The organism is Bacillus sp. SH7-1 (assembly GCF_008042405.1).
Taxonomy (GTDB): Bacteria; Bacillota; Bacilli; order Bacillales; family Bacillaceae_G; genus Bacillus_A; species Bacillus_A thuringiensis_N.
Genome location: NZ_QNUD01000023.1, coordinates 1 through 13,534, shown reverse-complemented (window position 1 = coordinate 13,534; position 13,534 = coordinate 1). Strand labels below are relative to the sequence as shown.

The window sequence follows — 13,534 nt, the reverse complement described above, 5'->3', positions numbered from 1 at the left end:
ACAATGCATTGTTGCACACATTTTCACTTTGCAACATATTGTATTGTGTTGGCTTTTTTCGTATGAATGGTTGGTTACTCTATCATATGCATATTGCAAAAATAATTGACAATAAATTCATAAAATTGCATCTTAATTTATTATATTTGGACAAGGTATGACACTTTACACATATGAACGGATAATAAAACGCTGTCCCGCAAAATACAAGAGACAGCGTTTTGTTATCAAACTATCGATTTAGCAGGCTACCTACATAGCGTAATAATTCATTTGCTGAAGAAGAATTATAGCCGTGTTCATCAATTAAACGTGCAACAACATCATTGATTTTCTTCAGCTGATTTTCGTCTGGCGTTTTCGTTGATGTTGTAATTTTCACTATATCTTTTAAATCAGCAAATAGCTTCTTCTGAATCGCTTCACGAAGACGTTCGTGCGAATTATAATCGAAGCGTTTCCCTTTACGTGCATAAGCAGAGATGCGGATTAATATTTCTTCCCGGAATGCTTTTTTAGCATTTTCCGAGATTCCAATTTGCTCCTCAATTGAGCGCATTAATTTTTCATCTGGGCTCATTTCTTCTCCTGTTAACGGATCACGTAACTTCGACTTATTGCAGTACGCCTCAACGTTATCTAAGTAATTATCCATGAGTGTCTTAGCGGATTCTTCGTACGAATAAACAAACGCTTTTTGTACTTCTTTCTTCGCGATTTCATCGTATTCTTTTCTCGCTAATGAAATGAAATTCATATAACGCTCTCGGTCTTCATTACTAATCGATGGGTGCTGATCCAACCCATCTTTTAACGATCTAAGCACATCTAGGGCGTTAATAGACGGTACCTCTTTTCGAATAATTGTAGAAGAAATTCGGTTAATAACGTAACGAGGATCAATACCTTTCATACCTTCATCTTGATATTCGCGTTGCAGCTCCTCTACATCAATCGCATTATAACCTTCTACCGTTTCTCCATCATACAAACGCATCTTTTTAATTAAATCAATATCTGGACGCTTCGGATCTTTTAAACGAGTTAAAATCGTAAACATTGCTGCAACTCGAAGTGTGTGCGGTGCAATGTGCACATCGGACACGTCACTTTCACGAATCATTTTTTCATAAATATGTTCTTCTTCACTAACCCGTAAATTGTATGGGACCGGCATTACGATAATACGCGAATGTAATGCTTCATTTTTCTTATTTGCTATAAAGGAACGATACTCTGTTTCGTTCGTATGCGCTACGATTAATTCATCTGCTGAAATAAGCGCAAATCTTCCTGCTTTGAAATTCCCTTCTTGCGTAAGAGATAATAAATGCCATAAAAATTTCTCATCACATTTTAACATCTCTTGGAATTCCATCATTCCTCGGTTCGCCTTATTTAATTCTCCATCGAAGCGATACGCTCGAGGATCTGATTCTGAACCATATTCTGCAATTGTAGAGAAGTCAAGACTACCTGTTAAGTCAGCAATATCTTGTGACTTCGGATCTGAAGGACTAAATGTACCAATCCCTGTACGGCGATCTTCCGAGAAGAAAATACGCTCTACAACTACATCCTCAATTCTTGACCCATATTCTTGTTCTAAACGCATCACATTTAGTGGTGATAGATTCCCTTCAATTCTGACTCCATACTCATCAAAGAAATCATCTCGTAAATGATGCGGAATTAAATGAAGTGGATCTTCATGCATTGGGCAACCTTTAATTGCAAAGATTGCTCCGCGATCTGTTCTTGAATAAGTTTCTAATCCTCGTTTCAACATCGTAACTAATGTTGATTTCCCTCCACTAACAGGACCCATTAATAATAAAATACGTTTTCTAACATCTAATCGTTTTGCTGATGGATGAAAATATTCCTCTACAAGGCGTTCTAAAGCATCCTCTAATCCAAATAGCTGATTACTAAAGAAATTATACTTTCTTCTGCCATCAACTTCTTCAATTCCAGCGTCTTTTATCATATTGTAAATGCGAGAGTGTGCTGTTTGAGCCACCCATGGTCTTTCCTTCACAAGCTCTAAATACTCCGCAAACGTACCTTCCCATTGTAAGCGTTCTTCTGCTTCTCGATGCTGTTCAATTTTTTTAAGAATATCCATTATAGCTCCTCCCCCATCTCCTTGTTCAATCGGATTATTATAAAAGGTATGCTAGGATGTCCTCAAACATTCTTTAAATCAAAATGAAATATATAGTAGTCATATAAAATTCTCTCCAAAATTCAAAGAAAATTCTGTATAATATAGGTATTAAAGTTTTTACACCGCTATTCATTATAAATAAATTCTTTTCTTCCAAGAACCTTACATACATTTCGAATAATAATTAGGATTCATAAACCGAAAACGTAAGGAGGATATTAGTATGAAATTATTATTGATTTTAGGTGTATCACTTACATTTCTTACAGCCATTTTTACATCTGGTTACAATGATAAACCAGGTACACATAAAAAGTGATGTGCTTTTTAGCACATCACTTTTTTCTTTATCAATCATTTGTAATACGTATTTTCCACATCATATTTTGATAGCGGTCTACTATAATAATAACCTTGTACAAATTTCACATTCTTTTCCTTCAAAAATTGTATTTGTTCTGCTTTTTCTACTCCTTCTGCAATTACATTCAATTCCAAAGTATGAGCTAAATGAATAATTGCAGCCGTAATATTCGTATCACGTTCATCTACATGTATACCTTCCATAAAAGAACGATCGATTTTCAAAGTATCAATTGGATACGTTTTTAAATAACTTAAAGATGAATATCCCGTCCCAAAATCATCTAAATGAATCTTTAAATTTTGTTCTTTTAATTGTAGCAATACTCTTTTCGATATGTCTTTATGTATAAGGGCTCCTTCGGTAACCTCTATCGCTAATAGATGAGCTGGTACGTTGTACTTATGTAAAGCACGTGTAATCATTTCTATTAATGTAATAGAGCGAAAGTGCCTGGCTGAAATATTAACTGCAACTGGGACAACTTCATATCCTTTATTTAACCATTCACGTATTTGCTGACACACTTCATTTACTACCCATTCATCAAGCTTAATAATAAATCCTGTTCTTTCTGCTAGCGGAATAAATTGATTGGGATAGACAAATCCTAATTCTTTATTCTCCCATCTTATTAAAGCCTCCATACTGGCTATTTTTTTCGTTTCAATATTCATTTGCGGCTGATAATATAAGAAGAATTCATTTTTTTCTATAGCACGATGTAATTGGTTTTCTATTATAAATCTTTGTTCACGCTCACAATCTAATCCACTACAATAAAAATGATAATGTCCTTTTCCTTTTTCTTTCGCTTTTTCCAAAGCAGCATCAACTCTTTGGAATAATATTTTTTCATCTTCTCCATCTGTTGGAGCCATTACAATTCCGATTGACGCACTTAAATACACGTCCTCTTCTTCAATTACAAAATGTTCACTAATCTTTTTTTGTATGCTTTTTGCAACTACCTTTACACGTTCTTTCGTTATATTTTCTATTAACATAACAAATTGATCATCGTGTTCTCTAAATAAATGCATACCGTCTATTTGGAGACTGCTTAAACATTCTGTAACTTTTTGTAATACTTTATCTCCTTCTTTATGACCAAACGTATCGTTAATAAGATGAAATTCATCTAAATCTATAAAGATAAACGCAAAATCTATCTTCTCATTTAAGAAATTATTTAACTTATTTGTACATGAAATTCTATTCATTAATCCTGTTAACTGATCATAGTAAGCTAAATATTCCGTTCTCATCTCATTTAATACTTGCCTTGTAACATCCCTCGTAACAATATAAACCCCAACAATTTCACCATTCACAATAATTGGAATAGTTCTCAAAGAAATATAGAGCTCGTACCCTTCTTTATGAACATATTTCTTTGAAACAATTTGCTTTGCTCTTCCTTGCATAGCCCCTTTAAATATAATTTGAAAATCTTTTTCATATTCTTTATTAATAAATTCAAAAATAGATTTATTATTTAATTCTTCATATCGGTATCCAAATATTTCATACGTTGCTGGATTTGCATATGTAATTTTCCCTATAGAATCTATAGATATAATAGAGTCATTATTATATTCTAGTAATGACTTAAATAACATTTGTTTTTCCTCTATCTCAATCTTCTCCTCAATTTGAGCTGTAATATCCCTCGTAATACAAATAATAAACTGACATACACCTTCTTCGTCAAATACAGGATTAAGTGAAGATTCATAATGTATCTCACCCTTTGGTAAACTAACTACATCACAAAAGGTATGCGCTTTCGCTTCGCTCGCTACTTTTGCATATTGCACTTGCAATATTTCCGCCGTATCTTTCGGTAATACTTCTGCAAAAGTTTTTCCATAACATTCTTCACTTAGCTTCGCATAATCCATACCTAACTTATTTACATAAATATATTTAAAGGTTTCATCATCAATAACTTTCACAATAAATACTAAATCTTGAATAGCATGTAATAATCCTCTTCTTATTAAATCCATATCTATCATACTTAAAAAGGTATTTTGATTACTATATTGTTCCTTCATATTTATCTCAACCTGTCTGATCTATTTTTATTCATATATCCCATTCTATATGAATATGTCCCCTTTTTTAAATGTATGATTACATATTTATTTTTATTTTTAGAAAAAAAGTCGCCATATGGCGACTTTTAATAAACAATTTCTAAATCTAATCCTGGATAATTTTGTTGACGGAACGCTTCATAAATTAAAATAGCTGCTGTATTAGATAAATTTAATGAGCGCACTTTATCAGTCATTGGAATACGTAAACAATGATCGAAGTTTTCTTCGATTACATTAGCTGGTAAACCGTTTGTTTCTCTTCCAAATACAAAGTAGTAATCCTTCTCACGTTTACTATAATCAAACGCTGTATGAGCCTTCTCGCCATACTTTGTTAAATAGAAGAATTCACCGTCTTTATTTTTCTCATAAAATTCTTCAATTGAATCATAATACGTAATTTTCACGTGCTGCCAATAATCTAATCCTGCACGCTTTAACATTTTATCATCCGTTGAAAATCCAAGCGGTCTAATCAAATGTAATTCTGTTCCAGTTGCTGCACAAGTACGAGCAATATTCCCTGTATTTGCTGGAATTTCTGGTTGATATAAAACAACATGTACTCCCACGCGATATTCACCTCTGTTTTTTGTCTACTACGTATTATACCACTTGAGCGAAAAATCTCTACCCATTAATAATATGAAAGAATTTATATTTCATTTGTGGTGTATATTTACTAGAATCTTCATAGTTCCAATAACGCTGACGGCTATTCGCTGAATGTGCGTTTACAAGTGGCATACCATCTGCATCTTTTGCTACTACAATCGTCGTATGATTCCACCTACCATCATCCTCGAAATCATAAGCGATGACATCACCAAGAATAAGGTCCTCTGGTCTTTCTACTGCTTCTGCTCGAAGCCCCGTTGTAGCACCTGACAAATACCAATAAAAAGAGTGTGCGACAGCCCAGCTCCAACTCCACTGATTCTCCCTTTGCCACCATCCTTTACGAATATTAGGATATCCATTCATTGGTACTTCTCCAGTATGAAGACATTGAGAAATAAAATTCGTACAATTATCAGGGAAATTACGATATACAGGGTTTCGATCATCCCACCAACGTTCCGCATATTTAACTGCCTCTAAACGATTATACTGATAAGAACCATACTTCTCCTTTGTAATTTCCCTTTCTAATGTCTCACCCATTCCAACTGCTTCTGGCACTTCAATAGCATAATCACCTATTACCCGACTATTATTTAAACAAACTCTTCGTTTTAATTGTTCCTCTTCGATGTAAAATAATTCCTTATGCTTAATTAAATATTTAAAATGTATTTGATAATCAACTTCTTTATGATTGCTATTATTTAATTGTCTTATGAAAGAAACGTCCGCAGTTGCTTTCACTATATGTGCATTACGCTTTTGAAACAATTGTTTCTTTCTCAGCGCTATTTGTAATAAATCTGCAGCAATACCATCTACACTTGTTCGTTTCTCTGTTATATATGCTAAAAATTGTTGTACCTGCTTTTCAATATTTATTTTTACAGCCATTTCGTCTCCCTCCCATATTACAATATGAAAAAGGGAGATATTATCTACTCTTTTTTCTGCGCTAACAATTCAAGTCCGCGATTCATTTCATGAAGAACCTCTTCGTCTTTCTCACGTTGCATCGCTTTTTCAATAGCTTCGCCCACGCCGTCTCCACCAATTTTCCCAAGTGCCCACGCTGCTGTTCCGCGAAGTACTGGTCTTGGATCATCTTTCATAACACCTATTAAATCTGGAATTGCTGATGCTTCTTTAAAATGTGCAAGTGCCAAAATCGCATTACGTTGCAACGGCTTTTTACCTCTCCATGAACCAGACATAATTCCATATTTCTCTTTAAAATCACGATTGCTAATTGTTAAAAGTGGTGTTAATAACGGCTTAACTAACTCAGGATCTGGTTCCATCTCAGGGTGATTATGAAAATCCATTCCTTTATTTTTCGGACAAACAGTCTGACACGTATCGCATCCATAAATACGATTTCCTATTTTGTCGCGATATTCTTCCGGTAGGAATCCTTTCGTCTGTGTTAAAAATGCTATACATTTCTTCGAATCTAACTGTCCTCCTTGTATTAAAGCACCTGTAGGACAAATATCAATACATTTTGTACAGCTTCCACATTGATCTTCTATTGGCTGGTCGGGTGGAAATGGAACGTTTGTAATCATTTCTCCTAAATATACATACGAACCAAATTCAGGTGTAATAATAGCGCAATTCTTACCGCTCCATCCAATACCGGCACGCTCCGAAACAGCTCGATCACTTAATTCACCCGTATCAACCATTGACTTAACTTCTATATCGGGAAGTTTTTCGATTAAATATGCTTCTAATTTTTGCAAACGATCTCGTAAAACAAGATGATAATCTTGTCCCCAAGAGGCACGACAAAAAATCCCGCGGCGTTCTCCACGCTTACTTAATGGTGCATTTTTTAATTTTGAAGGATACGCTAACGCAATCGCAATAATTGATTTCGCACCAGGCAGTAAAAGCTGTGGGTTCGTTCTCTTTTCTATATCAGGCTCTTCAAATCCAGATTGATAATTTAATTGTTGCTGCTGGATTAAACGCTGCTTTAATTCCTCAAATGGTGAAGCACTAGCAAAGCCTATTTTATCTATACCAATTGTTTTACTATACGCAATGACATCTTGCTTTAATTGTTCAAAATCCATTCCTAATCGCCTCCTCAGATGAATTCATCCCTTATGTAACGACTATATTGGTTAGCAATTCTCTTTTGGAATACTATTCTTTACTTCTATTTTCGCATACAATCATGCTTTTCAAACATTAAAAAACGCAATGCCTCGTTTATCTCGGAAACGAAACACTGCGTTGATCACAATTTATAGAAAAACATTAAATAAAATTTGGAGCGGGTGAAGAGAATCGAACTCTCGACCAGAGCTTGGAAGGCTCTTGTTTTACCACTAAACTACACCCGCAAATATGAAATAAATATAAGATATTAGAATAACTTATGTAAAGTAGTATAGCATGTAAAAAAAGCGGAAGCAAGAATTTTATCGAAAAAAGTCGAAAAAGTGATGAGTATCTCATCACTTTTTCAATTCTTTATCAATTGCCTTCTTCATACTATCGAAATCGGGATTTGCAAGATTTCCATTTATATATACTGAAGGAGCGCCTTGTACTTTTAATTTTTGAGCACGATCTGAATCTTTACGTACTTTTTCTTTCATTTCTTTACTATGTAAATCTTTTTTAAATTGCTCTACATCAACTTTCGGAAGCTTTTCTTTCACAATGTTAAGAAGTAATTCTTCTGTAATCCATTCTTCCGTGTCTTTCTTTTGACTTTGATAAATCTCATCATAGAAAATCCAGAATGAATCTTTATCTTGCTTATAAATTGCTTCACCAGCTGCTGCACCTAAATCAGAGTCTTTTCCGATAAATGGGAAGTTAATAAAATATAACTGCACTTTACCTTTATCTATATACTCTTCTTTTAATCGTGGTAATACTGTTACATCCCAAGTACGACAAGCAGGACATTTGAAGTCTCCAAATTCAACTACCTTAACCGGAGCATCATCTTTCCCTAAAGATTGTTGTGTGGAATAAGCAAACATCTCATTCCCTTTATCTTTTTTGTCATTTATGATGCTATACGCAATCGTTCCGATTACAATCAATACTGCAATGGAAAAAACTATACCAAGAGCCATGAGTTTGTTCGATGATTTCATATACATTCCTCTTTAAATTCATATTCTGTATACAGCATTGTACACAATACACATAATATCAATACTTACATATATCACGCAATGAACACGCTCACATAAATTACAAAAATACAACATTTGTGACGATATTGTGTCACAAATTGTCACAATTTATTCAAAAAAAGAAGCTCCTATGTAGGAACTTCCCTTAGCTTACTGCCTTTTCACGTGCATTCTTTAACATCGACTGCTCTGTTTTTATATCATGACGGATTACTAATTTCTCACTAACTGCTTGCACATACTCATCATGATTGATATAGCCTTCTTTCTCCATTAACCTCAAAACTACATTCCTTCTCTCAACTGCTTTATCGTAATTTTGTGCAGGTGAGTAATAAGCTGGTGCCTTTACTACAGCAGCCATCATTGCACTTTCAGCCAACGTTAATTGGCTCACCTTTTTACCGAAGTAAAGGTTTGCTGCCTTTTCAATTCCCCATGCTCCTTCTCCGTAATAAATATTACTTACATACAATTTTAAAATTTCATCCTTCGTAAATGTGCGTTCAATTTTTTTCGTGTAAAAAATTTCTTTCCACTTACGAGAAAATGTACGTTCATTCGTTAAAAAAGCATTTTTGGATAATTGCTGTGTAATTGTGCTTCCTCCTTGCACAACACCACCAGCTTTTATATTCTCAACAGACGCCCTGATAATCGCTATATAATCTAAACCGTTATGATGATAAAACCTTTTATCTTCTGTTGCAATGAATGCATGTGTTAACGATTCTGGCACCTCTAACTTAGCCGGTACATGTAATTTACTAATATCACTCTGCTCGATCATTACATTTCCAATGAATAATAACGTAAAACTTAACAATAATAATAAAATAATGGCTTTATAAAAAAATTTAGTCATTGGATTTAATGCAACTTTTTGATGATAGTTCACCCTAGATAATACTCGTTCTTTCATCTTAAACACCTCTTTTCCACACAGCGTATAACTCTTACTTTAAGAATACCTTGTTGCAAAAAAATATCCCATCGATTTCTCTTACACGTACCTTACATCATTGTAAGGTATAAAAAAGTATTGTATCACAGTCTTTTTTTATCTACTATTCATCTGAAATATTGAATATAGATTATGCTGAACCAATAACAGATTAAACCTTAAGACTATTATACTATCTATATTAAAGCACTCTATTTTCATTATATCATCTACAAATATATATACTTTTGAGTATCTAGTAATCTAAATGTATATAATACATCATACATTATACAGAACAAACGTTCTTAAAATCAATACTAACACTATTATTATTTTGACCTTTTTCTTAAACAGTATACAAAAAAGAGTAGCAATTTGATTGCATCTCAAATCGGCTACTCTTTTCTTTACAATCTTCCTATTAAGTTATACAGCTGCACTTTCCACGTTTCATACGGAATAAAATGTATTGCTCTCATCGCATCAAGCGTTCTAGATTTCATATGAGGACGCGTTATATACTCATCTATGTTCTCCTCATTTAAAGCAACAAATTTAGCCTCTTGTATTTCTTCAGGCTGAATTTTTATTTCACCGCTCACATATGCCACTTTAAAAACGACAGATAAAATATGCATAGAAGTATTATAATAAACCCCTGTAATACCGATAGGTTTCACCGTTAATCCTGTTTCCTCTTTTATTTCCCTACAAACAGCTTGATCGAGCGCTTCCCCTTCTTCTACCTGTCCACCTGGCAACTCCCACGTATCTGCTCAATGTACTTTAGCCAATAACACTTCACCTGTTTCATTTGTTAAATAGCATGCTACGGCAACGATATGCTTTGGTGTTCTATGTTCCATATTAAACCTCCTAGAAATAATGATTATTTCATATATCCCTATAGGCATATTCCCTGTCTACAACAAAATCCCTTTACTAATTCATCAACTTAATTAACCGCATAAAAAAGCCCCTTATCCGTTAAACGAACAGGGGGCTTCTATCGAATTATTCTCCTAAGTCTACGTTGTGGTAAACTTGTTGCACATCTTCTAGATCTTCTAATGCATCAACCATTTTTTCAAATTGTACTTGAGCATCTTCAGGAAGTTCTACATCACTTTGTGCAAGCATTGTTAATTCTGCAACTGTGAATTCTTCAACACCAGCATCTTTAAGTGCAGATTGTACAGAATGGAATTGATCAGGTTCAGCATACACGATAACAGCATCTTCTTCTTCAAGAATGTCACGTGCATCTACATCTGCTTCCATTAAAATTTCAAGAACTTCATCTGATGTTTTACCTTCAAGACCGATAACAGCTGTCGCATCAAACATGTAAGCTACAGAACCGTTTACACCCATGTTACCACTGTTTTTGCTAAATGCAGCTCGTACATCTGCTGCAGTACGGTTTACGTTATTTGTAAGTGTATCTACAATTACCATAGATCCATTTGGTCCGAATCCTTCATAACGAAGCTCGTCATAATTTTCTTCTGAACCGCCTTTTGCTTTTTCAACTGCACGATCAATAATTGTTCTTGGTACATTGTATGTTTTCGCACGTTCTAATACGACTCTAAGCGCTTGGTTTGATTCTGGATCTGGCTCACCTTGTTTTGCTGCCACATAAATTTCACGTCCAAATTTCGCGTATATACGGCTTGTATTTGCATCTTTTGATGCTTTTTTATCCTTAATATTATTCCATTTACGACCCATACTTTCCACTCTCTTTCCCGTTTTAAATCTACATAAAAATATTAATATGAAATATAATGTGTATTCAACACATTTTTAAAAGAAATATAAAAAGTTCATTTTTGATTCATATTACAGACATAATATAAATCATTATCATTTTGTTCTTTCGACAAGTTATATTATACATGAATTCCTACGTTTATTACGAATTTTAGGAGCACATAGTATAATTTAACAAAAAAGACGATATCGATTTCCATAATATTCCCTTAATTACTTTCTATCGTTGTATAATTAAAATAGGGAAAAATTTGAAGAAAAGATAAGGGGGAGAATTATGACACATTCAAATGAGAAAAAAGCACATGGTCTTAAAGGAATTGGAGAGAAGTTAAACCCAACTATCTATCAAGTAAGATTTATGAAATTAGATGAACCAATTCAATTTGAGTCTTTTCCTGAATTAAAGGAATTAGGAGACTGGTTAAGTACTTCAACACACATGTGGTCGTGCCACTCAACTATGTACAAATACAACAGAGAAAAGTTTGAAAAGAAGTTTTTAGAAATTACAAAATTAACAGCTGCTAATGTGCTAATATCTACTGGTGGTGTCGGATTTAACTTCATGTCACCGGGCTGGAGAAGTTCTCTCTAGAGTGCTTAAAGAGAATATTGTATATACAATATTCTGCTGATATTTTATAGGATAATGTAATTAAGAGAATAAAAATGAATGTTTATTTTTATCCTCTTATTGTTTCGCAGTTTACTCACCGCACACTTTTTGTGCTTATTTTTTCGTGTAATGAAAACACAAAAAATCTCTATACAATTAGTATAGAGATTTTTATTACGCCGTTCATGATACCGATGGTCGGGGTCGAACCGACACTCCCGAAGGAACACGATTTTGAGTCGTGCGCGTCTGCCAATTCCGCCACATCGGCACAAAAGAAAAGGCGGCAACCGGATTTGAACCGGTGATAAAGGTTTTGCAGACCTCTGCCTTACCACTTGGCTATGCCGCCATATTAAATTTCATTGGAGCGGAAGACGGGATTCGAACCCGCGACCCCAACCTTGGCAAGGTTGTATTCTACCACTGAACTACTTCCGCAAAATGGCTGGGCTAGCTGGATTCGAACCAGCGCATGACGGAGTCAAAGTCCGTTGCCTTACCGCTTGGCTATAGCCCATCGAATTCTTACTTAATTATATGTAAGTATCAATTAGATTATTTATAATTTTTAAAATAAAAATGGGGCGACTGATGGGAATCGAACCCACGAATGCCGGAGCCACAATCCGGTGCGTTAACCACTTCGCCACAACCGCCATGTTGTGTAAATATATTTGGCAGGGGCAGTAGGAATCGAACCCACACTGGAGGTTTTGGAGACCTCAGTTCTACCTTTAAACTATGCCCCTATGTAAATGGTGGAGGGGGGCAGATTCGAACTGCCGAACCCGAAGGAGCGGATTTACAGTCCGCCGCGTTTAGCCACTTCGCTACCCCTCCGAAACTTACATGGTGCCGGCTAGAGGACTTGAACCCCCAACCTACTGATTACAAGTCAGTTGCTCTACCAATTGAGCTAAGCCGGCGTATTTTATTAAAATAAATGGTGGCTCGGGACGGAATCGAACCGCCGACACGAGGATTTTCAGTCCTCTGCTCTACCGACTGAGCTACCGAGCCTTATTAAAATGGCGGTCCCGACCGGGGTCGAACCGGCGATCTCCTGCGTGACAGGCAGGCATGTTAACCACTACACCACGGGACCATTTGGTTGCGGGGACAGGATTTGAACCTGCGACCTTCGGGTTATGAGCCCGACGAGCTACCGTGCTGCTCCACCCCGCGATAATATTATTCATATAGTTTATATGGTGGAGGATGACGGGATCGAACCGCCGACCCCCTGCTTGTAAGGCAGGTGCTCTCCCAGCTGAGCTAATCCTCCAAAAGTGGTGACCCGTACGGGATTCGAACCCGTGTTACCGCCGTGAAAGGGCGGTGTCTTAACCACTTGACCAACGGGCCAAATATTATAAATCCTATGGCGGAGAGCAAGGGATTCGAACCCTTGATACGCTTGTGACGTATACACGATTTCCAATCGTGCTCCTTCGGCCAACTCGGACAGCTCTCCAATGGCTCCGCAGGTAGGAATCGAACCTACGACCGATCGGTTAACAGCCGATAGCTCTACCGCTGAGCTACTGCGGAATAATATTGCCTGGCAACGTCCTACTCTCACAGGGACAAGGTCCCAACTACCATCGGCGCTAGAGAGCTTAACTTCCGTGTTCGGTATGGGAACGGGTGTGACCTCTCTGCCATCATCACCAAACATTATTCTTTTGAGACAATCATTATATAACTTATTCACTTTAAAAGTCAATAAATTTTTTATGTCCTCGATCTAAACTAGATAACAT

At 35.7% G+C, this 13,534-nt stretch carries 9 protein-coding genes, 16 tRNA genes, 1 rRNA gene and 1 pseudogene; 1 reads left to right on the top strand and 26 read right to left on the bottom strand.

Translation table 11 applies throughout. The annotated features are described in order from the left end of the window. Nucleotides 1-232 precede the first annotated feature (232 nt). The 10 genes and pseudogenes from DN390_RS18955 to DN390_RS18910 form a co-directional block, all read right to left on the bottom strand. Nucleotides 233-2,128, bottom strand: a complete 1,896-nt coding sequence (locus DN390_RS18955) for a PrkA family serine protein kinase (RefSeq protein ID WP_000353280.1) — start codon at nucleotides 2,126-2,128, stop codon at nucleotides 233-235. Between the two features lie 396 nt (nucleotides 2,129-2,524). Next, the gene (locus tag DN390_RS18950; RefSeq protein ID WP_060629456.1) at nucleotides 2,525-4,594 is read right to left on the bottom strand and encodes a sensor domain-containing protein; all 2,070 of its coding nucleotides are present in this window, start codon (nucleotides 4,592-4,594) and stop codon (nucleotides 2,525-2,527) included. Nucleotides 4,595-4,722: 128 nt separating this feature from the next. Continuing rightward, nucleotides 4,723-5,211, bottom strand: coding sequence for a tRNA (uridine(34)/cytosine(34)/5-carboxymethylaminomethyluridine(34)-2'-O)-methyltransferase TrmL (gene trmL, locus DN390_RS18945; RefSeq protein WP_000538147.1), 489 nt, complete (start codon nucleotides 5,209-5,211; stop codon nucleotides 4,723-4,725). 58 nt (nucleotides 5,212-5,269) lie between these two features. Beyond that, the gene (locus tag DN390_RS18940) at nucleotides 5,270-6,157 is read right to left on the bottom strand and encodes an amidase domain-containing protein (protein ID WP_060629455.1); all 888 of its coding nucleotides are present in this window, start codon (nucleotides 6,155-6,157) and stop codon (nucleotides 5,270-5,272) included. Between the two features lie 44 nt (nucleotides 6,158-6,201). Continuing rightward, a complete protein-coding gene (queG, locus tag DN390_RS18935) occupies nucleotides 6,202-7,344 on the bottom strand; it encodes a tRNA epoxyqueuosine(34) reductase QueG (protein WP_060629454.1) in 1,143 nt (380 codons plus the stop codon). Nucleotides 7,345-7,543: 199 nt separating this feature from the next. Further along, nucleotides 7,544-7,617: transfer RNA gene (locus DN390_RS18930), tRNA-Gly, on the bottom strand. A gap of 114 nt (nucleotides 7,618-7,731) precedes the next feature. Next, nucleotides 7,732-8,385, bottom strand: a complete 654-nt coding sequence (locus DN390_RS18925) for a DsbA family protein (protein ID WP_060629453.1) — start codon at nucleotides 8,383-8,385, stop codon at nucleotides 7,732-7,734. Between the two features lie 187 nt (nucleotides 8,386-8,572). Then, the gene (locus DN390_RS18920; protein WP_097951038.1) at nucleotides 8,573-9,349 is read right to left on the bottom strand and encodes a transglycosylase domain-containing protein; all 777 of its coding nucleotides are present in this window, start codon (nucleotides 9,347-9,349) and stop codon (nucleotides 8,573-8,575) included. A gap of 431 nt (nucleotides 9,350-9,780) precedes the next feature. After that, nucleotides 9,781-10,239, bottom strand: a pseudogene (locus DN390_RS18915) (NUDIX hydrolase). Nucleotides 10,240-10,387: 148 nt separating this feature from the next. After that, nucleotides 10,388-11,107, bottom strand: coding sequence for a YebC/PmpR family DNA-binding transcriptional regulator (locus DN390_RS18910; RefSeq protein WP_000532956.1), 720 nt, complete (start codon nucleotides 11,105-11,107; stop codon nucleotides 10,388-10,390). A 319-nt stretch (nucleotides 11,108-11,426) separates the two neighbouring features. Between DN390_RS18910 and DN390_RS18905 the strand changes: the two genes are divergently transcribed. After that, nucleotides 11,427-11,747 (top strand): DUF3884 family protein, encoded by a 321-nt coding sequence (locus tag DN390_RS18905; protein ID WP_147808095.1) that lies wholly within the window; start codon nucleotides 11,427-11,429, stop codon nucleotides 11,745-11,747. Between the two features lie 210 nt (nucleotides 11,748-11,957). Here DN390_RS18905 and DN390_RS18900 read toward each other — a convergent pair. The 16 genes from DN390_RS18900 to rrf form a co-directional block, all read right to left on the bottom strand. After that, nucleotides 11,958-12,039 (bottom strand) — tRNA-Leu (locus DN390_RS18900). A 10-nt stretch (nucleotides 12,040-12,049) separates the two neighbouring features. Then, nucleotides 12,050-12,120: transfer RNA gene (locus DN390_RS18895), tRNA-Cys, on the bottom strand. A 14-nt stretch (nucleotides 12,121-12,134) separates the two neighbouring features. Next, nucleotides 12,135-12,209 (bottom strand) — tRNA-Gly (locus DN390_RS18890). 4 nt (nucleotides 12,210-12,213) lie between these two features. After that, nucleotides 12,214-12,288, bottom strand: a tRNA-Gln gene (locus DN390_RS18885). A 63-nt stretch (nucleotides 12,289-12,351) separates the two neighbouring features. Beyond that, nucleotides 12,352-12,427, bottom strand: a tRNA-His gene (locus DN390_RS18880). Nucleotides 12,428-12,446: 19 nt separating this feature from the next. Then, a tRNA-Trp gene (locus DN390_RS18875) sits at nucleotides 12,447-12,520 on the bottom strand. A 7-nt stretch (nucleotides 12,521-12,527) separates the two neighbouring features. Further along, nucleotides 12,528-12,611, bottom strand: a tRNA-Tyr gene (locus tag DN390_RS18870). 10 nt (nucleotides 12,612-12,621) lie between these two features. After that, a tRNA-Thr gene (locus tag DN390_RS18865) sits at nucleotides 12,622-12,697 on the bottom strand. An 18-nt stretch (nucleotides 12,698-12,715) separates the two neighbouring features. After that, a tRNA-Phe gene (locus DN390_RS18860) sits at nucleotides 12,716-12,791 on the bottom strand. Between the two features lie 9 nt (nucleotides 12,792-12,800). Next, a tRNA-Asp gene (locus DN390_RS18855) sits at nucleotides 12,801-12,876 on the bottom strand. 3 nt (nucleotides 12,877-12,879) lie between these two features. Continuing rightward, a tRNA-Met gene (locus DN390_RS18850) sits at nucleotides 12,880-12,956 on the bottom strand. Between the two features lie 24 nt (nucleotides 12,957-12,980). Continuing rightward, a tRNA-Val gene (locus DN390_RS18845) sits at nucleotides 12,981-13,056 on the bottom strand. A 5-nt stretch (nucleotides 13,057-13,061) separates the two neighbouring features. Beyond that, nucleotides 13,062-13,136, bottom strand: a tRNA-Glu gene (locus DN390_RS18840). Between the two features lie 17 nt (nucleotides 13,137-13,153). Continuing rightward, a tRNA-Ser gene (locus tag DN390_RS18835) sits at nucleotides 13,154-13,245 on the bottom strand. Nucleotides 13,246-13,247: 2 nt separating this feature from the next. Then, nucleotides 13,248-13,322, bottom strand: a tRNA-Asn gene (locus tag DN390_RS18830). 8 nt (nucleotides 13,323-13,330) lie between these two features. Continuing rightward, nucleotides 13,331-13,446: ribosomal RNA gene (rrf, locus tag DN390_RS18825) — 5S ribosomal RNA — on the bottom strand. Nucleotides 13,447-13,534: the final 88 nt, after the last annotated feature.